The 20972-nt window shown below is 64.3% G+C and carries 17 protein-coding genes and 1 pseudogene; 11 read left to right on the forward strand and 7 right to left on the reverse strand.

What is annotated here, in order from left to right:
• Positions 1 to 9 precede the first annotated feature (9 nt).
• The 4 genes from FJV80_RS05090 to FJV80_RS05105 are packed head-to-tail and all read left to right on the forward strand — an operon-like array spanning position 10 to position 5160.
• Positions 10 to 1269 (forward strand): sarcosine oxidase subunit beta, encoded by a 1260-nt coding sequence (locus FJV80_RS05090; RefSeq protein WP_095791069.1) that lies wholly within the window; start codon positions 10 to 12, stop codon positions 1267 to 1269.
• 24 nt (positions 1270 to 1293) lie between these two features.
• Positions 1294 to 1590: a sarcosine oxidase subunit delta gene (locus FJV80_RS05095; protein WP_095772970.1), complete on the forward strand. Its 297-nt coding sequence runs from the start codon at positions 1294 to 1296 to the stop codon at positions 1588 to 1590.
• A complete protein-coding gene (locus FJV80_RS05100; RefSeq protein ID WP_095772971.1) occupies positions 1587 to 4580 on the forward strand; it encodes a sarcosine oxidase subunit alpha in 2994 nt (997 codons plus the stop codon). Before FJV80_RS05095 ends, FJV80_RS05100 begins: the two co-directional genes overlap by 4 nt.
• Positions 4573 to 5160, forward strand: a complete 588-nt coding sequence (locus tag FJV80_RS05105; RefSeq protein ID WP_095787416.1) for a sarcosine oxidase subunit gamma — start codon at positions 4573 to 4575, stop codon at positions 5158 to 5160. The genes FJV80_RS05100 and FJV80_RS05105 overlap by 8 nt, the downstream gene beginning before the upstream one ends.
• Positions 5161 to 5181: 21 nt before the next feature.
• Here FJV80_RS05105 and FJV80_RS05110 read toward each other — a convergent pair whose 3' ends face one another.
• Positions 5182 to 5505 (reverse strand): DMT family transporter, encoded by a 324-nt coding sequence (locus FJV80_RS05110; RefSeq protein WP_142875721.1) that lies wholly within the window; start codon positions 5503 to 5505, stop codon positions 5182 to 5184.
• Positions 5506 to 5587: 82 nt separating this feature from the next.
• A pseudogene (locus FJV80_RS34920) lies at positions 5588 to 5662 on the reverse strand (hypothetical protein); the annotation flags it as partial.
• An 86-nt stretch (positions 5663 to 5748) separates the two neighbouring features.
• Here FJV80_RS34920 and FJV80_RS05120 point away from each other — a divergent pair.
• Together FJV80_RS05120 and FJV80_RS05125 are read left to right on the forward strand one after the other, a co-directional pair.
• Positions 5749 to 6645: a LysR family transcriptional regulator gene (locus FJV80_RS05120; protein WP_095791068.1), complete on the forward strand. Its 897-nt coding sequence runs from the start codon at positions 5749 to 5751 to the stop codon at positions 6643 to 6645.
• A gap of 165 nt (positions 6646 to 6810) precedes the next feature.
• On the forward strand, positions 6811 to 8253 hold the full coding sequence (locus FJV80_RS05125) for an MFS transporter (RefSeq protein WP_095772974.1): 1443 nt from the start codon (positions 6811 to 6813) through the stop codon (positions 8251 to 8253).
• A gap of 35 nt (positions 8254 to 8288) precedes the next feature.
• Here FJV80_RS05125 and FJV80_RS05130 read toward each other — a convergent pair whose 3' ends face one another.
• A complete protein-coding gene (locus FJV80_RS05130; protein ID WP_185975138.1) occupies positions 8289 to 8993 on the reverse strand; it encodes a nitroreductase in 705 nt (234 codons plus the stop codon).
• A gap of 204 nt (positions 8994 to 9197) precedes the next feature.
• Between FJV80_RS05130 and FJV80_RS05135 the strand changes: the two genes are divergently transcribed.
• From FJV80_RS05135 to FJV80_RS05155, 5 genes are all read left to right on the forward strand, one after another.
• Positions 9198 to 9761, forward strand: coding sequence for an XRE family transcriptional regulator (locus FJV80_RS05135; RefSeq protein ID WP_142875724.1), 564 nt, complete (start codon positions 9198 to 9200; stop codon positions 9759 to 9761).
• 97 nt (positions 9762 to 9858) lie between these two features.
• Complete coding sequence (locus FJV80_RS05140; RefSeq protein ID WP_142875725.1) at positions 9859 to 12312, forward strand: FAD-dependent oxidoreductase; 2454 nt, start codon at positions 9859 to 9861, stop codon at positions 12310 to 12312.
• On the forward strand, positions 12309 to 13208 hold the full coding sequence (locus FJV80_RS05145) for a homocysteine S-methyltransferase family protein (protein WP_142875726.1): 900 nt from the start codon (positions 12309 to 12311) through the stop codon (positions 13206 to 13208). Before FJV80_RS05140 ends, FJV80_RS05145 begins: the two co-directional genes overlap by 4 nt.
• The gene (locus FJV80_RS05150) at positions 13208 to 14389 is read left to right on the forward strand and encodes a pyridoxal phosphate-dependent aminotransferase (protein ID WP_095772979.1); all 1182 of its coding nucleotides are present in this window, start codon (positions 13208 to 13210) and stop codon (positions 14387 to 14389) included. Before FJV80_RS05145 ends, FJV80_RS05150 begins: the two co-directional genes overlap by 1 nt.
• Complete coding sequence (locus FJV80_RS05155) at positions 14386 to 16833, forward strand: FAD-dependent oxidoreductase (RefSeq protein WP_142875727.1); 2448 nt, start codon at positions 14386 to 14388, stop codon at positions 16831 to 16833. Before FJV80_RS05150 ends, FJV80_RS05155 begins: the two co-directional genes overlap by 4 nt.
• A 213-nt stretch (positions 16834 to 17046) precedes the next feature.
• Here FJV80_RS05155 and FJV80_RS05160 read toward each other — a convergent pair whose 3' ends face one another.
• From FJV80_RS05160 to FJV80_RS05175, 4 genes are read right to left on the reverse strand one after another with little or no spacing between them, the layout of a single operon-like run.
• Positions 17047 to 17634, reverse strand: a complete 588-nt coding sequence (locus tag FJV80_RS05160) for an NAD(P)H-dependent oxidoreductase (protein ID WP_095787411.1) — start codon at positions 17632 to 17634, stop codon at positions 17047 to 17049.
• A complete protein-coding gene (locus tag FJV80_RS05165; protein WP_095790903.1) occupies positions 17634 to 18215 on the reverse strand; it encodes an NAD(P)H-dependent oxidoreductase in 582 nt (193 codons plus the stop codon). Before FJV80_RS05165 ends, FJV80_RS05160 begins: the two co-directional genes overlap by 1 nt.
• A gap of 48 nt (positions 18216 to 18263) precedes the next feature.
• Positions 18264 to 19667, reverse strand: coding sequence for an FAD-binding oxidoreductase (locus FJV80_RS05170; RefSeq protein WP_142875918.1), 1404 nt, complete (start codon positions 19665 to 19667; stop codon positions 18264 to 18266).
• A complete protein-coding gene (locus tag FJV80_RS05175) occupies positions 19667 to 20968 on the reverse strand; it encodes a cytosine deaminase (RefSeq protein WP_142875728.1) in 1302 nt (433 codons plus the stop codon). Before FJV80_RS05175 ends, FJV80_RS05170 begins: the two co-directional genes overlap by 1 nt.
• Positions 20969 to 20972: the final 4 nt, after the last annotated feature.

Genomic DNA, 20972 nt, shown 5'->3' on the forward strand with positions numbered 1-20972 from the left:
ATGACAATGATGGCAGAGTACTCGGCCTTTTCGCTGCTCGCGAACGCGCTCAAGGGAAACAAGGACTGGAAGCCGGCCTGGCGCAAGCCGGACCCGAAGGCTTCCTATGACGTCATCATCATTGGTGGCGGCGGTCACGGGCTGGCGACCGCCTATTATCTGGCCAAGGAGCACGGAATCACCAACGTCGCAGTGCTGGAAAAGGGCTGGCTCGGCTCCGGCAATGTCGGCCGCAACACCACGGCGGTGCGCTCGAACTATCTGCTGCCCGCCAACACCCGCTTTTACGAACATTCGATGAAGCTGTGGGAAGGCCTGTCGCACGAACTCAATTACAACGTCATGTTCTCGCAGCGCGGCTGCCTGAACCTGGCGCACACGCCGGCGCAGTTCGACGACTATGCCAGGCGCGGCAATGCCATGCGCCATCTCGGCGTCGATGCCGAACTGATGACGCCGGCGCAGATCAAACGCCTGATCCCGGCGCTCGATATCTCCAGCGATGCACGTTTTCCGGTGGTCGGCGGCCTGATGCAGCGGCGCGCCGGCACCGCCCGTCACGATGCGGTGGCCTGGGGTTATGCGCGCGGCGCCGACCGGCGCGGCGTCGACATCATCGAGAATTGCGAGGTCACCGGCTTCCTGCGCGATGGCGATCGCGTCATCGGCGTCACCACGTCGCGCGGCGACATCAGGGCCAGGAAGGTGGCGGTCGCCGTGGCCGGCAGCACCGGACGCGTCATGCGGTTGGCCGGCGTCGAAACGATGCCGATCGAGAGCCATGTGCTGCAGGCTTTCGTGACGGAATCGCTAAAGCCCTTCATCGACACGGTCGTGACCTTCGGCATGGGCCATTTCTACATGTCGCAGTCCGACAAGGGCGGCCTTGTCTATGGCGGCGATATCGACGGCTACAACAGCTACGCGCAGCGCGGCAACTTGCCCATCGTCGACGAGGTGATGAGCGAGATGCTGGCACTGTTTCCGGGCCTTGCGCGTGTGCGCATGCTGCGTTCGTGGGGCGGTGTCTGCGACATGTCGATGGACGGCTCGCCGATCATCACAACCGGTCCCCTGCCCGGCATGTATCTCAACTGCGGCTGGTGCTATGGCGGCTTCAAGGCGACGCCGGCCTCCGGCTGGACCTTTGCCTGGACCATCGCCAAGGATGAGCCACACGATTTCAACGCGCCGTTCACCCTCGATCGCTTCCACCGCGGCCTCGTCATCGACGACAAGGGCCAGGGCGCGAACCCCAGACTTCACTAAGCAAGGCTGCATTAGGAAAATCCGATGTTGATCACCTGTCCCTATTGCGGCCCGCGCGACGTCATCGAATTCACCTATCAGGGTGACGGCAACCGTGAACGTCCCGACCCGGCCTCGCAGAATTTCGAGGCGTGGAACGCCTATGTCTACGACCGGCTGAATCCGGCCGGCGACCACAATGAGATCTGGCAGCATTCCGGCGGTTGCCGCGCGCATCTGCGCGTCGTGCGCAACACGCTGACGCATGAGATTTCGAGCGTCGCCTTCGTGCGCGGCGATCATGCCTCGGCCGCGCGCCGCAAGGCGGAGGACAAGGCATGAGCCCGCGCCGCACCGACACTGGCGGCCGCATCGACCGGCTGAAGACGATTCGCTTCAGCTTCGACGGCGTTGCCTATACCGGCCATGCCGGCGACACGCTGGCCTCCGCCCTCCTGGCCAAGGGCGTCACGCTTTTCGGCCGCTCGTTCAAATACCACCGTCCGCGCGGCCTGCTGACCGCGGGCGTGGAGGAGCCCAATGCGCTGGTGACGGTGCTGAAGGGCGAGGTGCGCGAGCCTAACATTCCAGCGACCATGGTCGAGATCCATGACGGGCTGGTGGCGATCAGCCAGAACCGCTTCCCTTCGCTGGCCTGGGACATCCATGCCGTCAACCAGCTCGGCGGCAAGATCCTGTCGGCCGGCTTCTACTACAAGACCTTCATGGGGCCGGTGATCGGTCCGCTGAAAGGCACGCGCTTCTGGATGTTCTGCGAGCACTTCATCCGCCGTGCCGCTGGTCTCGGCAGTGCCGGATCAGCGAAGGATCCCGCCCACTACGAACGCATGAACGCCTTTTGCGACGTGCTGGTGGTCGGCTCCGGGCCGGCCGGCCTGATGGCCGCCAAGGCAGCCGCCGATCAGGGCGCGCGCGTCATGCTGGCCGATCTCGAGCCGCGTTTTGGCGGCTCGACCAACTGGTCGAACGAAACCATCGATGGCGCGCCGGCCGCCGATTGGGCGCGGCGCACCGTCACCCAGCTCGAAGGCCGCGACAACGTCCGGCTTTTGCCGCGCACCACGGTATGGGGCTACTACGACAACAACACGCTTGCCGCGCTCGAACGCGTCAGCGACCACAAGGAACAACCCGCCAAGGGCGAACCGCGCCATCGCTATTGGGCGATCCGTGCCAGATCCGTGGTGCTGGCCACCGGCGCCTTCGAACGGCCATTGGTCTTCCCGGGCAATGACAGACCGGGCGTGATGCTGGCGCATGCGGCGGAGCGCTATGCCAACGAGTTCGGCGTGCTGCCGGGCGAGCGGATCGCGCTGTTCACCAACAATGACAGCGCCTATCGCGCGGCCATCGCCCTGAAGAAGGCCGGTGCGGCGATCGTCGCCATCGCCGACGTCAGGTCCGAGCTTTCGCCAGAGATGCGCAAGCTGGCCACGGAGGCCGAGGCCGAGATCTTTGCCGGCCACGCCGTCGTCGCCACCGAGGGCGGCAAGGCGCTCTCCGGCGTCAAGGTGCAGCGTTTCGACATGGTCACTGGCGCGCTCACCGGCGATGAGCGCAGCATCCATGCCGACTGCCTGCTGATGTCGGGCGGCTGGTCGCCGACCATCCATCTGGCCAGCCAGGCCGGCGCCAAAGCAGAATGGAATGCCGCACGCCAGGCCTTCCTGCCGCCGAAGCCGGCGCAGCAATGGATCGGGGCCGGCGCTTTTACCGGCAGTTTTTCCACGGCCGAGGCGATCGCAGAAGGCCGCGCCGCCGGCCTTGCAGCAGCCGGCGGAACGAGCACGCCGGCGGCATTGCCCACGGTCGAAGCCGTCCACGGAGATCCCGATCCGGCGCCTGTCTTCGAGATCAGGGCCAAGGGCAAGAGCTTTGTCGACTTCCAGCATGACGTGACGGCTGAGGATGTCCGGCTGGCGCACCGCGAAGGCTTCGTCTCGGTAGAGCATCTCAAGCGCTACACCACGCTCGGCATGGCCACCGACCAGGGCAAGAGCTCCAATGTTCCCGGCCTGGCCATCATGGCCGAGGCGCTGGGCAAGCCGATCCCGGAAGTCGGCACGACGCGTTTCCGGCCGCCCTTTGCGCCGGTGTCGATCGGCTCGCTGGCGGCGGAGCGCTTTGGCGACCTGAAGCCCGAACGGCTGACGCCGATGCATGACTGGCACCTCGCCAATGGCGCGACCATGTATTCCGCCGGCCTCTGGTACCGGCCGATGATCTACGGGCTTTCAGGCGAAACGATCGAGCAGGCCTATGTGCGCGAAGCCAAGGCGACGCGCGAAAGTGCTGGCATCGTCGATGTCTCGACACTGGGCAAGATCGCCGTGCAGGGCCCCGATGCCGCAGCGTTTCTCGACCGCGTCTATACCAACATGTTTTCGACGCTCGCCGTCGGCAAGGCGCGCTACGGGCTGATGCTGCGTGAGGACGGCTTCGCCTTCGACGACGGCACCACCTGGCGACTGGGCGAACAGGATTTTCTGATGACCACCACCACGGCCAATGCCGGCAAGGTGATGCAGCATCTTGAATACTTCCTCGACGTGATCTGGCCCGACCTCAAGGTCCACGTCACCTCGGTGACCGACGAATGGGCGGGTGCGGCGATCGGCGGCCCGAAAGCCAGGCAGATCCTCGCCGCCTGCGTCACCGGCACCGCGGTCGACAATGCGACCCTGCCCTTCATGGGCATCGTCCATGGCCAGATAGCGGGCGTGCCGGTGATGATCTGCCGGCTTTCCTTCTCCGGCGAAATGGCCTTCGAGGTCTATTCCGGCGCCGGCCACGGCATCCATGTCTGGGAAGCGCTGATCGAGGCCGGCAAGCCGTTCGGGCTGGTCACCTACGGGCTCGAGGCGCTGGGCACGATGCGCATCGAAAAGGGCCATGTCACCGGTGCCGAGATCGACGGCCGCACCACGGCGCGTGACCTGCATCTCGATTGGATGCTGTCGAAGAAGAAGCCGTTCATCGGCTCGGCGATGATGGACCGCGAAGGCCTGATCGCGTCCGACCGGTTGGAACTGGTCGGCCTGATCGCGCTCGACAACCGGCCGCTAAATGGCGGCGCGCACATTGTCGAGGCGTTGGACGAGACCAATCCGCACGGCTCGATTGGTCACATCACCGCCTGCTGCTATTCGCCGGCACTCGGCAAGCACATCGCGTTGGCGCTGGTCCAGGCCGGCAAGGCCAGGCACGGCACGCGTGCCCATGTCTCGGATCCGTTGCGCAATAGGTTCGGACCGGTCGAGATCGTCTCCAACCATTTCTACGATCCGGAAGGGACCCGCATGCATGGCTGAGCGCCAATCCCCCCTCGAGCCGGAGTTCCATGTCGGCTCGCATGGCAATTTCGAGCATGGCGTCGAGATACTCCTGACCGAGACCAGGCCGGGCTCGATCGTGCAGCTCGCCGCCTGGCCGGGCGAGGAGAAGAAACTGATTGCGGCCATCCGCACCGTCACCGGGCTGGCGCTGCCGGACGGCGCCGGCGGCGGCTCGAGCGACGGCGTGAAATCGGTGTTCGGCTTCGCGCCGGGAAAATTCACCGTGGCCGACGAGGCCGAAGGGCTGGCCGCTGCCTTCGCCAAGGCGGTGACACCGGCCATCGGCACGGTGACTGATCTGTCGCATGGCCGCACCGCCATCCGCATCGCCGGGCCGAAGGCCGAATGGGTGCTGGCGAAATTCTTCGCCATCGACTTCGCGCTGCCGGCCTTCCCGGTCGGCGCCGGCCGCTCGACGGCTCACCACGACGTCTTCGCCCAGATCCAGCGCACCGGCGCCGACCAGTTCGACATCTACGTCTTCCGCTCCTTCGCGCGTTCGTTCTGGAAGGCGCTTTGCCATGCCAGCGAGGAAGTCGGCTACGAGGTGCAGTAGGGCCACCTCCTCCGGTGCCGGCTAGGATTGCTGCGCGACGGCGTGCCAGTCGGCGTTCTGCAGGACAACACGATAGCCGTCGCAATCCTCGAAGGTGATGCCTTGCCTGTCCCAAAAGGGATTGAAGGACGGCACCGCGGCGTAGCCATGGTCCTTCATGCGCTGGACGGCCGCCTCCCAGGCGTCACGATCCGGCATGTGGAAGACAACCAGATTGTCTGCTGTGGGTGCCAGAAGCAATGCGGCGGTGATGTAGGCCACGCCTGCCGCACCGCCGATCCAGATCCACCACGGACCTTTGACTGCCATCCCGACGGCGGGAACGGGCAGCTTGAAGCCTATCATGACCGGGACGATCAACACGGCGCTCACACCCAGAGACGAAGGTTGCCCAGAGCGGGTGACCGAGCAGGCGGCCAAGCATGGCGTTCGCCCCAGCCTGGAAGGGAACGGCGATCCCTGCCAACAGGGCGGCGATCAGAAAGGAAAAGGTGCTGGCCATGAGATTGTCTCCATATCGATCATGGCCGACTACATCATCAGGTTCACATATGGAAATTCGATTGTCGTACACATAGTATGCATGAAATGAATAATCTCGCCGCTATCGATCTGAACCTGCTCGTCGTACTGGAGGCCTTGCTGGCCGAACGCCACGTTTCGCGGGCGGCAATCCGCTTGAACAAGAGTCAGCCCGCTGTCAGCCATGCGCTCGCCAGGCTGCGTCACCTTCTCGATGACCCGCTGCTGGTCAGGCGGCAAGGGGGCCTCGAGCCGACGGCGCGCGCCATGGAAATCAGCCCGGCGCTCACCGAGGCACTCGATCGCATGCGGCACCTTCTGGCGCCGGCTGGCTTCGACCCGGCAACGGAGCGCCGAACGTTTCGGCTCGCCATGTCGGACTATGGCGCGGCGGTCATCCTGCCGGCCCTGCTGCCGCTCATGCGGGCGCAGGCACCGCAGGTCGATCTCATGGTCAGCCAGGCGAGCCGCGAGGTCATGGTTTCGCAAATCGTCGACGGCGAGATCGATCTGGCCTTTGGCGTCTTTCCCGACCTGGATCGATCCGTGCGCTCGCATCGCTTGTTCGACGAGCGTTTTGCCTGTCTCGCCGATGCGGCAAGTCTTGGCGGCAGAAAGACGATGGATCTGGCGACTTATCTCAAGCGGCCGCACGCGCTGGTCGATTTGCGGCCCGAGCGCCAGAGCGAGGTCGACAAGGCCCTGGCCGGATTGGGCCGCAAGCGGCGGCTCTGCCTCATCATCCCGCATTGGGGCGTCGGGCCACACCTGATCGCCGGCACCGACCTGGTTCTTACCATCGCCAGCCGGATACTTCCGGCGCCGGACAATCGGATTTGCGTGTTCGCCCCGCCTTTCGAAATCCCGGCCTTTCAGTTCACGCAGATCTGGCACAAGCGACGCGACGGCGACCCGGCGCACCAATGGCTGCGGTCGCAGCTTCAGCATCTGCTTGACGGTTGAGCAGGCTGAGCGGCGCGACATCGCTTCTGGCCTCAATGCCGGCCGGTTCTGCCGCTAGAGAATCGCACAGTGGGCGGCCATGGTGGAAAACGTGGCCGCCAGATCGGCCCAAGGGATAAAAATCCCGTCTCAGGCTCGGCACATTCGTTTGGTTCGAACATTCCCATGACCGCAGAACTATCCGCCGGCGCCACGGATCGCGCCGATGTGTCGGCCCGAGCCTTGCTCCTGCTGCCGCTGACGGTCGCTTGCGGTGTGTTCATGACCAGCCTCGACCAGAATGTCGTGGTGACGGCGCTGCCCGGTATCGGCGAAAGCCTCGCCCGCCCGCCGAGCCAGCTCGGTTTGCTGATCACCGTCTATGTCGCCAGCCTGATCATCTCGATGCCGCTCGGCGGCTGGGCGGCCGACCGCTTCGGCCTGCGCAACGTCTACTGCTTTGCCTTGCTGGTGTTCGCCACCTCCTCGGCGCTCTGCGGCCTGTCTGATAACATCTGGACACTGGTCGGCGCCCGCGCGCTGCAGGGATTTGGCGGGGCGCTGATGGGCACGCTCGGCCAGGTCGTCATCCTGTCGAGCTTTCCGCGCAACCGGACGCTGAAGATCAACATGTATATCTCGGTCGCCAGCCAGACGGGACCGCTGGTCGGGCCGCTCGTCGGCGGCGCGCTGACCACCTACATTTCCTGGCGCTGGATCTTCTTCATCAACGTCCCGTTCGCGCTGGCGGCGGCGGTCCTTGCCGCCTCGCTGTTCCCGACGGTGACCAAGCCCGTTCGCACGCGGTTCGATTTTCCAGGCTTCCTGCTGGTCGGCAGCGGCATGATCCTGCTGGTGTTCGGCATGGACTCGCTTGCTGCCAAGGACGCCGCCGGCGGCATGATTGCCGGCGAACTGGCGCTGGCGGTCATCATCCTGTCGGTTGCCTCGCTCTACTGCCTGCGCGTGCCAAATCCCTTGCTCGACCTCAAGCTCCTGCGCATCCGCACCTTCCGCATCTCCTTCCTCACCGGCGGCGGGCTGGACACGATCGGGCTGAGCTCCGTCGCCTTCCTGCTGCCGCTGATGTTCCAGCTCGGCTTCGGCATGAGCGCGGTGCAGGCGGGATCGCTGACCTTCGTTGCCGCGCTCGGCTCGGTGATCATGCGTTTCTTCATGCCGCGCGTCCTCAACCGGTTCGGCTTCCGCCTTGTCCTGGTCTTCAACACGCCTGTCGTTGCCGCCATGGTCGCCGGCTTTGCCTTGATGCAGGCGACGACGCCGGTGTGGATCGTGCTTGGCTATATCTTTGCTTTCGGCGTTTTTCGGTCCGTCCAATGGGCCTCGACCGGCAACCTCGCCTATTCCGACATAGCCCCCGACCAGCTCGCCCGCTTCAGCGCGCTCTACTACATCCTCTGGCAGCTCGCGGTGGCGGTCAGCGTCGGCCTGGCGGCGGCCATGCTATCGTTCCTGGCCGGCGGCGGGCCTGCCGTGACCAATGATTTCCGGATCCTGTTCGCGATCGAGGGCATCATCACGCTCTGCGCGCTGTTTGCCTATCTCAAGCTGACACCGCGGGACGGCGCCCATGTCAGCGGACATGGCATGCAGATGAATACGGAATAGCCACCATACGCCGCCGATTTCCTTCGGCGACCGCTCTATTCGCTGAACGACACCCACTCTTCCAGCGGCACGCGGTCGGTGCGGAAGGCGTTTTCCGGCTTGGAGGTGTCCTCATAGCCGAGCGCCATGCCGCAGACGACGATCTCCTCGTCGGGAATTTTGAGCACCGGCCGGATCTGCCGATGATAGGGCGCGAAGGCGGCCTGCGGGCAGGTGTGCAGGCCCCTGCCCCGCGCAGCGACCATGATGTTCTGCAGGAACATGCCGTAGTCGATCCACGAACCCTGGTTGAGCCGGCGGTCGATGGTGAAGATCATGCCCACCGGCGCGTCGAAGAAGACGAAGTTGCGGTCGTGCTGGGCACGCATCCTGTCGACCTCGCGGCGGCCGATGCCGAGCGCGCCGTAAAGGCCGAAACCGTTAGCGCGTCGCCGCGTCAGATAAGGTTCGAAGAACTGGGTGGGATAGTAGCGATACTCGTCCCAGTCGGCCTTTTCGGCGCGGATACCGGAATTCAGAACGGCGTCCGATATACGCTGCTTGGTCTCGCCCTTGGTGACGTAGACCCGCCATGGCTGCATGTTGGTGCCGGACGGCGCGCGTGCCGCAACCGCCAGAATGTCGCGAATGGTGTTGTCGTCGACCATGTCGGGCAGAAATGCGCGCACCGAACGGCGCGACACGATCGCCTCGTCGACGATCTCGGCCTCATCCGCTATTCGAGCCTTCTTTTCCAACATGGGCCGTCCCTTAGCCATTGCGTCGATCGGACGTCCCCACTCGCCGCTTGCGGCGGAGCCTTTGCATGAACCGTCAAAATCCTGCAAGCAAATCTTGAGCATTGGTGAAAATCTACTTGATTTTTTCATGAGCTTGATTTCTCATGAAATTCGGATTGAATTTTTCATGAAGTGAGCATTTTGGCGTCTCCTACCGCACGAACATTGCAGGGACCTGACGAACGTGTGCTGGCCGGCGATATCAGGGCGCTGCGCCGGGCACGCGGGCTGACGCTCGCCGAAATCGCCCTGAAGCTTGGCCGTTCGGTCGGCTGGGTCAGCCAGGTCGAACGCGGCCTGTCGACGCCGTCGCTCAGCGACCTCAGGGCGTTCGCCGAACTGTTCGGTGTGCCGATCAGCCTGTTCTTCAGCCATGACGTGCCGGTCGAAAGCGAGCGCGGCGTGGTGGTGCGCGCCGGCAGGCGCCGCACGCTTGGCACCAGCGAATCCGGCCTGGTGGAAGAACTCCTGTCGCCCGATCTCGGTGGTAGCTTCGAGATGGTGCGCTCGATCTTCGCGCCGGGCGCGGAGATGAAGACCGAGCAGCTGCGGCCGACCGAGGAAGCCGGATATGTCGCCTCGGGTATTTTCGAGATCGAGATTGCGGGCGTCTGGCACCGGCTCGGCGAAGGCGATTCCTTCCGCTTCGAAGGCAAGCCCTATCGCTGGCGCAATCCAGGCACCGAGCCGGCGGTTGTCATCTGGGTGGTTTCGCCGCCGGTTTATTGAAATGCATGTCGCCCAAAACTGTGCAGCGGTTTTGGGATAACGACATGCATCACAACAAAAAAGGAAGCGCAACGCGCTTCATTTCTGGGAGAAGAAGATGGCGGGTTTGCCGAGCACGGCGCGCGTGGTGATCATCGGAGGTGGCGTCGTCGGTACCTCCTCGCTCTATCATCTCGCCAAGGCGGGCTGGACCGACTGCGTGCTCCTGGAAAAGAACGAGCTGACATCGGGCTCGACCTGGCATGCAGCCGGTAATGTGCCGACCTTCTCCTCGTCCTGGTCGCTGATGAACATGCAGCGCTATTCGACCGAGCTTTACCGCGGGCTGGCCGACGCGGTCGACTATCCCATGAATTACCACGTCACCGGCTCGCTGCGCCTTGCCCATACGAAAGAGCGCATGCAGGAATTCCAGCGCGCCAAGGGCATGGGCCGCTACCAAGGCATGGATATCGACGTGGTCGGCGTCGACGAGATCAAGGGCCGTTACCCCTTCATCGAGACGCACGACCTGAAGGGCGCGCTCTATGACCCGAGCGACGGCGACATCGACCCGGCGCAATTGACCCAGGCGCTGGCCAAGGGCGCGCGCGACCTGGATGCGAAAATCATCCGCTTCTGTCCCGTCACCGGCGTGCGCCGCGAGAAGGACGAATGGGTGGTGGCCACACCGCAGGGCGAGATCCGCTGCGAGATCGTTGTCAACGCCGCCGGTTACCGTGCCGCCGAAGTCGGCAGGATGGTCGGTCGCGAAGTGCCGATGATGGTGATGAGCCATCAGTACATATTGTTCGAGGAAATCCCCGAACTCGCCGCATGGTCGAAGGAACAGGGCAAGAAACTGCCGCTGCTGCGCGATGTCGATACGTCCTACTATCTGCGCCAGGAAAAGGCCGGCATGAATCTCGGCCCCTATGAGCGCAATTGCCGTGCGCACTGGGCTGATCACAACGATCCGATGCCGGAGGATTTTTCCTTCCAGCTCTTCCCCGACGATCTCGACCGGCTGGAACATTATCTGGCAGACGCCGTCGCCCGCGTGCCGATCCTGGGCACGGCCGGCTTGTCCAAGGTCATCAACGGACCGATCCCCTATGCGCCGGACGGAAATCCGTTGATCGGCCCCATGCCCGGTGTGCCCAACGCCTTCGAGGCCTGCGTCTTCACCTTCGGCATCGCCCAGGGCGGCGGCGCCGGCAAGGTGCTGGCCGAATGGGTCACCCAGGGCCAGACCGAATGGGATATGTGGTCCTGCGATCCGCGCCGCTTTACGTCCTTTGCCTCGGCGCCGGACTATTGCATCGCCAAGGGCATGGAAATCTACGGCAATGAATACGCCATCCAGTTCCCGCGCCATGCCTGGCCGGAAGGGCGAGACCGCAAGCTGTCGCCGATCCACGACCGCACGAAGGCACTTGGCGGTCGCTTCGACGCCTACAATGGCTGGGAACGCGCCACCTGGTACGCGCAACCCGGCGACGACATTTCCGAGGAGGCAACACTGACCTTCCGTCGCGACGGACCCTGGCAACAGCGCGTGCGCGAAGAATGCCTGGCAGTGCGCGACGCCGCCGGCATCCTCGATCTGCCCGGCTTCTCGCGCTTCAACCTCGAGGGCCCCGGCGCCGCCGAATGGCTGAGCCTGCAGGTCACCGGCCTGGTGCCGAAGCCCGGCCGCATCGGCCTTGTCTATTTCGCCGACGACAAGGGCCGCATCGTCACCGAAATGTCAGTCGTTCGCCACGGCGAGGACCAGATGACGCTGATCACCGCGGCGGTCGCGCAATGGCATGATTTCGAATGGCTGAAGTCGCGCATGCCAGGGGATGCGGCCTTCACCCTGACCGACCGGACCGAGGACTATTCCACCCAGATCCTGGCCGGCCCCAATTCGCGGAAAATCCTGGCCGATGTCTGCGACGCCGATCTCACTCTGCCGTGGCTGACACATCAGGAAACGGAGATAGCAGGCCGCTGGGCCAAGCTCGTTCGCGTCTCCTTCGCCGGCGAACTCGGCTGGGAAATCCACACCAAGACCGGCGACACCGCCACCATCTTCGACGCCATCTGGGCGGCCGGGCAGAAGCACGGGCTGAAACCCTTCGGCATGTACGCGCTGGATTCGCTCAGGCTTGAAAAAGGCTACCGCACCTGGAAGGGTGATCTGTCGACCGACTATTCCATCCTGCAGGGCGGGCTCGAGCGCTTCGTCAAATGGGAGAAGCCCGATTTCCGGGGCAAGGCCGCGCTGCAGAACGAGAAGCAGCAAGGCGTGAAGAAGCGCTTCGTCACGCTGGTCGTCGAAAACCCCGGCGATTGCGACGCGCCCTACATGTCGACGCTGTGGCATGGCGGCCAGATCGTCGGCGAGACCACGTCAGGCGGCTGGGGCCACCGCATCGACAAGTCGATCGCGCTCGGCATGCTGCGGATGGATTTGACCGAGCCCGGCACCTCCGTCGAGGTCGAAATCTTCGGCGACCGTTTCCAGGCGGTCGTGCAGAAGGACGAGCCGCTCTGGGATCCCAGGAACGAGAGGCTGCGCGCATGAAGAATGTAATCCTCACCGATGGCGGCATGGGCCAGGAGCTGGTCCGGCGCAGCAAATCCGAGCCGACGCCGCTGTGGTCGGCCAGGGTCCTGATCGACGAGCCCGATCTGGTGCGTGACCTGCATGCCGAATTCATCCGCGCCGGCGCGCGCGTCATCACCATCAACACCTATTCGGCGACACCTGAGCGCCTGGCGCGCGAGGGGGCCGAGGACCTGTTCAAGCCGTTGCAGAAGCGCGGCATCGAATTGGCCAGGCAGGCCTGTGACGAAGCCGGCGAGGCAGCGATCGCCGGCTGCCTGTCGCCGCTTTTCGGCAGCTACGCCCCGGCGCTGACCATTTCCTACCAGGAGACGCTCGACATCTACCGCCGCATCGTCGCCGAGCAGGCAGACGGCGTCGATCTGTTTCTCTGCGAAACCATGGCCTCTGCCGATGAAGCGCGCGCGGCCGTCACCGCGGCATCGGAAAGCGGCAAGCCGGTCTGGGTGTCGTGGACGCTCGCCGATCATGGCGCGCCGCGGCTGCGCAGCGGGGGAACAATAGCCGCCGCGGCAAGCGCGCTCGATGGCCTGCCGATAGCGGCGCGGCTGCTCAATTGCTGCCGGCCGGAAGCGATCGCCGCCGCCTTGCCTGAACTGATCGACCTCGGCGGCCCGGTCGGCGCCTATGCCAATGGCTTCACCTCCACCGAGGCGCTGAAGCATGGCGGTACCGTCGATGTGCTGCACGCCCGCCACGACCTCGGCCCAGACGCCTATGCCGAGCAAGCGATCGGCTGGGTGCAGGCAGGTGCCGACATCGTCGGCGGCTGCTGCGAAGTCGGCCCCGCCCATATCGCCGCACTGCGCGGCCGGCTCGAACAGGCCGGCTACCAGATCTCGGGAGTTCAGTGATGCCCAGACCATCGTCTCGCATTTCCGGCATCGTGCCTTCGGGCAAGGATGGCTGGGAGGTTCATTTCGCCGCCTGGACCCGCAAGGAAGCCGGCGAAGACATCATCATGCTGTCGGTCGGCGACCACGACTTCGACACGCCTTCGCAAACGATCGAGGCCTGCGTGACCGCGGTTCGCGGCAGCAACCACCACTACACCCCGCTTCCCGGCCTGCCGCGCCTGCGCCAGGCCATGGCGGCCGCCTCCAGCGCCTGCACCGGCGTCGAGACGACGCCTGATCAAGTCATCGCCACGCCGGGCGGCCAGGCCGCCCTCTATGCGGCCGTGCAGGCCGTTCTCGACCAGGGCGACCACGCCATCGTGGTGGCACCCTATTATGCCACCTATCCCAACACGTTCAGCGCCGCCGGCGCCAGTTTCACCGTCGTCGAGACGCCGGCCGAGGATGGGTTTCAACCCCGCGCCGACATGATCCGCGCGGCCCTCAAGCCCAACACGCGCGCCATCCTGATCAACACGCCGAACAATCCGACGGGTGCGGTCTATTCGCGCGAGCGACTGGAACAGCTGGCGCAAATCTGCAGGGAGCACGATCTCTGGCTTTTGTCTGACGAGGTCTACTGGACGCTGGGCGGCGGCGAGCATGTCTCGCCACGCTCACTGCCCGGTATGGCCGAGCGCACGCTGGTCATCAATTCCATGTCCAAGAGCCATGGCATGACCGGCTGGCGCATGGGCTGGCTGACCGGTCCGCAGGATATGATCACGCTGCTCATCAACCTCAATCTAGTGACGACCTACGGCCTGCCGGCCTTCATCTCGATCGCCTGCGCCGAGGCGCTTGAGAACCGTTACGGCGTCAAGGAGATCGCCGAGCGCTACGCGGCGCGCCGGACCGTCCTGCTGGATGCCGTGCGCGGCATGAACAATGTCAGCGTGCACGGTTCCGAAGGCGGCATGTATGTCATGCTCGACATATCCGATGTCGAACCCGACGACGAAAAATTCGCCTGGGCCCTTCTCGACCAGGAGAAGGTCGGCGTGATGCCCGGCTCCAGCTTCGGCAAAGCCGCCGCCGGCCACATCCGCATCAGCCTCTGCCAGCCCGAGCCCGTACTGCAGGAAGCGGCCGCTCGGCTGCGCCGTTTTGCTTCCACCTATCGCCGCGAGGCCGCATGACCAAGACCGTCCCTGCCAAGGCCCGCGCGGTGATCATCGGCGGCGGGGTTTCCGGCTGTTCTGTCGCCTATCACCTGGCCAAGCTCGGCTGGACCGACATCGTGCTCCTGGAACGCAAGCAACTGACCTCGGGCACGACCTGGCACGCCGCCGGTCTGATCGGCCAGTTGCGCGGTTCGCAGAACATGACGCGGCTGGCGAAATATTCGGCCGACCTCTACGTCAAGCTGGAAGCCGAGACAGAGGTCGGCACCGGCATGCGCCAGGTCGGCTCGATCACCGTTGCGCTGACCGAGGAGCGCAAGCACGAGATCTACCGGCAGGCATCGCTGGCGCGCGCCTTCGACGTTGACGTGCGCGAGATTTCGCCGAATGAAGTCAAGCAGATGTATCCACATCTCAATGTTTCGGACGTCGTCGGCGCCGTGCATCTGCCGCTCGATGGCCAGTGCGACCCCGCCAACATCGCCATGGCCCTGGCCAAGGGCGCACGCCAGCGCGGCGCCACCATCGTCGAGAATGTGAAGGTCACCAAAGTCCACACCAGGAATGGCCGCGTTACCGGCGTGTCGTGGGCGCAGGGTGACGAACAAGGCATGATCGAAGCCGACATCGTCGTCAATTGCGCCGGCATGTGGGCCCGCGAACTCGGTGCCCAGAACGGCGTCACCATTCCGCTGCACGCCTGCGAGCATTTCTATCTCGTCACCGAGCCGATCCCCGGCCTCTCCCGCCTGCCGGTGCTGCGCGTTCCGGATGAGTGCGCCTACTACAAGGAAGACGCCGGCAAGATGATGCTCGGCGCCTTCGAGCCGGTGGCAAAGCCCTGGGGCATGGACGGCATCCGCGAGGATTTCTGCTTCGACCAATTGCCCGATGATATGGACCATTTCGAGCCGATCCTCGAAATGGGTGTCAACCGCATGCCGATGCTGGCCACCGCCGGCATTCACACCTTCTTCAACGGCCCCGAAAGTTTCACGCCTGACGACCGCTATTATCTCGGCGAGGCGCCGGAATTGCGGGGCTACTGGATGGCGACCGGCTACAATTCGATCGGCATCGTCTCCTCCGGTGGCGCCGGCATGGCGCTGGCGCAGTGGATCAACGATGGCGAAGCGCCCTTCGACCTATGGGAGGTCGACATCCGCCGCGCCCAGCCGTTCCAGAAGAACCGCCGCTATCTCAAGCAGCGCGTCTCCGAAACGCTCGGCCTGCTTTACGCCGACCATTTCCCCTATCGGCAGATGGCGACATCGCGCGGTGTGCGCCGCTCGCCCCTGCATGAACACCTGAAGGCGCGCGGCGCCGTGTTTGGCGAGGTCGCCGGCTGGGAGCGAGCCAACTGGTTCGCCCGCGAGGGACAGGAGCGCGAATACCGCTATTCCTGGAAGCGGCAGAACTGGTTCGACAACCAGCGCGACGAGCATCTGGCGGTCCGCAACAAGGTCGGCCTGTTCGACATGACCTCGTTCGGCAAGATCCGTATCGAGGGCCGCGATGCCTGTGCCTTCCTGCAGAGGCTGTGCGCCAACGATATGGATGTGGCGCCGGGCAAGATCGTCTACACCCAGATGCTCAACCAGCGCGGCGGCATCGAGAGCGACCTCACCGTGTCCAGGCTCTCGGATACGGCCTACTTCCTCGTCGTTCCAGGCGCCACGCTACAGCGCGATCTGGCCTGGCTGCGCCGGCATGTCGGCGAGGAGTTCGTGGTCATCACCGATGTCACGGCGGCCGAAAGCGTGCTCTGCCTGATGGGTCCGGATGCGCGAAAGCTGATCCAGAAAGTCAGCCCCAACGATTTCTCCAACGAGAACAATCCGTTCGGCACGTTTCAGGAGATCGAGATCGGCATGGGACTGGCCCGCGCCCACCGCGTCACCTATGTCGGCGAACTCGGCTGGGAGCTCTATGTCTCGACCGACCAGGCCGCCCATGTCTTTGAGGCGATCGACGAGGCGGGTGCGGATGTCGGTCTGAAACTCTGCGGCCTGCACACGCTGGATTCCTGCCGCATCGAAAAGGCCTTTCGGCATTTCGGCCACGACATCACCGACGAGGACAATGTGCTGGAAGCCGGCCTCGGCTTCGCGGTGAAGACCGCAAAGGGCGATTTTCTCGGCCGCGATGCGGTGCTGAAGAGGAAGGAAGCCGGATTGAAGCGCCGGCTGGTGCAGTTCCGGCTGAAAGACCCGCAGCCGCTGCTCTTCCACAACGAAGCCATCCTGCGCGACGGCAAGATCGTCGGCCCGATCACCTCGGGCAACTACGGCCATTATCTCGGCAGTGCGATTGGGCTCGGCTATGTGCCGTGCCAGGGCGAGAGCGAGGCCGATATGCTGGCCTCGACCTTTGAGATTGAGATCGCCGGCGAGCGGTTCGCAGCGGAGGCCTCGCTGAAGCCGATGTATGACCCAAAGGCGGAAAGGACGAGGATGTAGCGCAGTCCTGTCCTTCTCCCCTTGTGGGAGAAGGTGGATCGGCGCGTAGCGCCGACACGGATGAGGGGTGCGTGACGAAGCGCAGCGTGAAAAGATCGAAGGATCACAAGCGCTTACTACCGCAGAGCAGAGTTCCTTCGCGCACCCCTCATCCGACCTCGCTTCGCGAGGCCACCTTCTCCCGCAAGGGGAGAAGGGAACGTCGCGCATCGCTCAAAACCGCTCCAGCTTCGTCCGCACCTTCGCCAAAAACGCCGCCCGCGTCTTTGGCGTCGAGGCGTCCATCAGATAATGCGCCAGGAAGAACGTCCTGCACCGTCTCGCGCACAGCGCCCGCATGCCGCGCAGCAACGTCTTGCGTCCAGGCTGGCCGACCACGACGCTCCACCAGGTCGGCGCGCCGCAGGTGGTAATGACACCGACCTTGCTGACATGCGTCATCAGCGATGTGATCCGCCCCTTGCCCGCCGGCAGTTTGAAGGCGACGTCCGTCGCCCAGACCCGGTCGAGCCAGCCCTTCAGCATCGCCGGCAGCCCGTACCACCAGGTCGGATAGACGAACAGGATCGCCTCGGCCCAGGCGAGCAGCTCGAAATGCAGCTTCAGCGCCGGGTCCTGCGGCGCCTGATTGTTGTAGCTGCGCCGCTCGTCGCAGCCCATCACCGGGTCGAATTTCTCGGCATAGAGGTCGAGCAGCCGCACCTCCCAGCCCCTTGCCTTGAGCACATCCAGGGCGGTGTCGCGGATTGCGGCGCAAAAGCTTTCCGGCACCGGATGGCAATAGACCACGAGGACCCGCATCAGAATGCATCCATGCTCGCCGCCACCTTCGTCATGAAGGATTTTCGTGTTTGGTCGGTCGACAGGTTCATCGCGTAATGCGCGAGGTAAGTCACCGGCGCGCCGGGCTTTACGGTGGCGCGCAGCATGCGCTTGATCAGCTTGCGGGGCGGATCGCCCATCACAATGGCGCGGAACCGGCTGCCGCCATAGGTGGTGACGGTCGCGACCTTCCTTATGTTGTGCAGCGACGGCTGCACCTTGCCGTCGACCAGCCTGAACGACACGCCGGGCAGAAAGACGCGGTCGAAAAAACCTTTCAGGATAGCGGGGAAACCGTAATTCCAGACCGGATAGGAAAGCACCAGCGCCTCGGCCCGCAGTAGGCGCTCGACATAGGGCGCCGCCGGGTCCTTGGAGCCGCGCTGGTTGTGATAATCCAGCCTCTCCTGGCGCACTAGCCGCGGGTCGAAATCCTCGGCATAGAGGTCGCAGTCGTCGACATTATGGCCCGCTGCCGTCAGCCGCTCGACGATCAACCGGTGCAGGCCGGCATTGAAGCTGGTCTCGACCGGGTGGGCGTAGAGTACGAGGATGTTCACGGGACAACATCCCGCAGGTCAGGGCGAGGCCAGGCGTTCGTCATTGCATCATCCCACCCTCTGCAGCCCCTTGAACAGGAAGGTCCTTCCGGAGCGATAATCATAGTCCGGATTTTCCCAGGCGATCATCTTGCCGGGGTTGAGCAGGCCTTGCGGATCGGTCTCGCGCTTGAAGGCGAGCTGCACGGCATCCGTCTGCTTCATGCCGCCCTCCTCCAGCGTGTAGCGGTGCGGGTTGAAGATCGGGCAGCCATTGTCCTCGTGCAGGCGCACGATCTCGTTCAGCCGCGCCTCGGTGGTGAATTTTACCAGCGGCAGGCCGAAACAGGTGATGTTGCCGTCCAGCCGCACGAATTCGAGATGCGAGTACACTTCGCCCGGAAACATCGCATCCATCTTCTCGACCAGCGCCAGCTGGTTGGGAAACGGATAAAGCGACTGCAGATAGGTGATGTCGGGGTCGACGCGCAGTGCCCTCAGCGTGGTGTGGTTCCAGGCCAGCTCATAGGCCGGCGGCAGGCCCTTTTTCTCCTCCGGCGTCGCGGTCGCGGCGTTGAAGACCACCTCGCCGCCGGCGCGCCGGGTGAAAGCGAGGAATGCATCCAGCCCATGCTGCGCCACCATGACGACGCAGATGCTTTGGCCTTCCCTGAAAAATTTCTGGTGGCGCTTGAAATAGAGCCGCGGCACCGGGGCGGCGATCGGCGTGATCAGCTTGGTCAGGATGCCGTCCTGGCAGGCCAGCGCATTGCCGTAGCGCGCCGCGTCCATGAAGGCATCGAAGCCGACAATGACGTCGACCCACTCATAGGCCGCCGTCAGCGGCATCTCGACTTCCGTGATGATGCCGTTGGTGCCGTAAGCGTGGGTGACCTTGTGCAGGTCCTCGCCGGTGAGTTCGAGCACTTTCGGCTCGGCCTCCATCGTCACCACGCGCAGGCGCAGCACATTGCCGAAATCGCGCAACCCGCCGAAATTGATCGAACCGACGCCGCCCGAGCCGCCGGCGATAAAGCCGCCGATCGAGGCAGTGTTGTAGGTCGAAGGCGAGAGCCGCAGCTCCTGCCCGGAATGCGCGCGCGTGGCCTTGTCGATATCGGCCAGCACCGCGCCCGGCCCGGTTACCACGCGCCCCGGCGCGATCGACTTGATCTCGTTCATCTCGGCAAGATTGAGCACCACGCCGCCAGACAATGGCATCGCCTGGCCGTAATTGCCCGTGCCGCTGCCGCGCGGCGTCACCGGCACGCCATGCCGGTGGCAGGCGGCCAGCACACGGATCAGCTCGGCCTCGGTCTTCGGCGTCACGATCAGGTCACCGGTGACATGGTCGAGCTGCTGTTTCAGCACCGGGCTGTACCAGTAGAAGTCGCGGCTCTTCTGCTGGACGATGGCCGCATTGTCGTCGAGTTTTATCCCGTCGAGATCGCGTTTGAGCGCCGAAACGTCCATCATTCCACCATCAGTTCGTCGAGTTCGGCATAGTCGGGCAATTGCCGCTCGATCGCGCGGCCGCCGCGCACGACGATGCGATCCGATTCGGGCCGTGACAGCAATTCCGTCCAGCTTCGACCTTTGAACAGGATGAAATCGGCATCGCCGCCGGCGGCAAGCGTGCCAAGTCCATCGAGCCGCATCACCTTGGCCGGCGTCGCGGCGACCGCTTGCGGCCAGTCCGCGACCGGATGATCGAAATGCAGGATGCGCGTCGCCATGCGGTAGACCTCCAGCATGTCGAGATCGCCATAGGCATAGAAGGGATCGCGCGTGTTATCGGAAGCGACGGCGACAGGAATGCCCCTTGCCTTCATCTCATGCAGCAGCGTCACGCCTCGCCAGCGCGGCGTGGTCTGGTCCCCGCGCCGATCCTGCAGATAGAGATTGCACATCGGCAGCGACACCACCGCCAGTCCGGCCTTCGCCACCTTGTCCAGCGTGTCCAGCACCTCGAGGTCGGGTTGCCGCGCCAGCGAGCAGCAATGGCCGACAAGGATCTTGCCCTCGAAACCGTTCCAAAGTGCGGCCTCGGCGATCTTCTTCAGCGAGATCGCCGCGATGTCGTCGGTCTCATCGGCATGGAAATCAAGATCGAGCCCATGCTTGATCGCTTGCGCGAAGACATGGTCGAGCAGTTCCTCCAGATCCGGCACCATATAGGTGACGACACCCAGTACCCCCTTGGCCGCGGCGACCCGCTTCGCCAGCCTGTCGAACCATTTCTTGTCGCGCACGCCCTCTATGCCGAGCAGGCAGGCGCCCTGCAATTCGATGCGGCCGCGCCATGTCTCGCGCATCGTCTCGAACACCGGCCAGGAGATTTCCTCCTGAGGCGTGACGCTGTCGAGGTGGGTGCGCAGCGCTTTGGTGCCATGTGCGTAGGCCGAGCGCAGCGAGAAATCCATGCGCTTCGCAAGGTCCTCGGCACTCCAGCGCGCGACGCGGTCGGCGCCGGCGGCGTTGAGCGCGCCCATGAAGGTGCCGTCGGGATTGGGCTTTCGCGGCCAGATATGGCCCTTGTCGATATGCGTATGGCAGTCGACGAAGCACGGCAAGACGATGCGACCGGCAAGGTCGATAGCCTCCGTCGGCGCCTTCGCTTTGCCATGCACCGCAATGCTGGAGATCTTGCCGTCTGCAATAGCAACGTCGGCCAGCGTGAAACCGTCATTGTCGTAAGTTGCGGCAAGGCCCGACGTCAGCGATCGATGAAGGCGGGCGTTGGCGAGCTGGTATGAAGCTGAGTTCGGAATCAAGGTC

Origin of the sequence: Mesorhizobium sp. WSM4310, from assembly GCF_007003935.1 — a bacterium.
Taxonomy (GTDB): Bacteria; Pseudomonadota; Alphaproteobacteria; order Rhizobiales; family Rhizobiaceae; genus Mesorhizobium.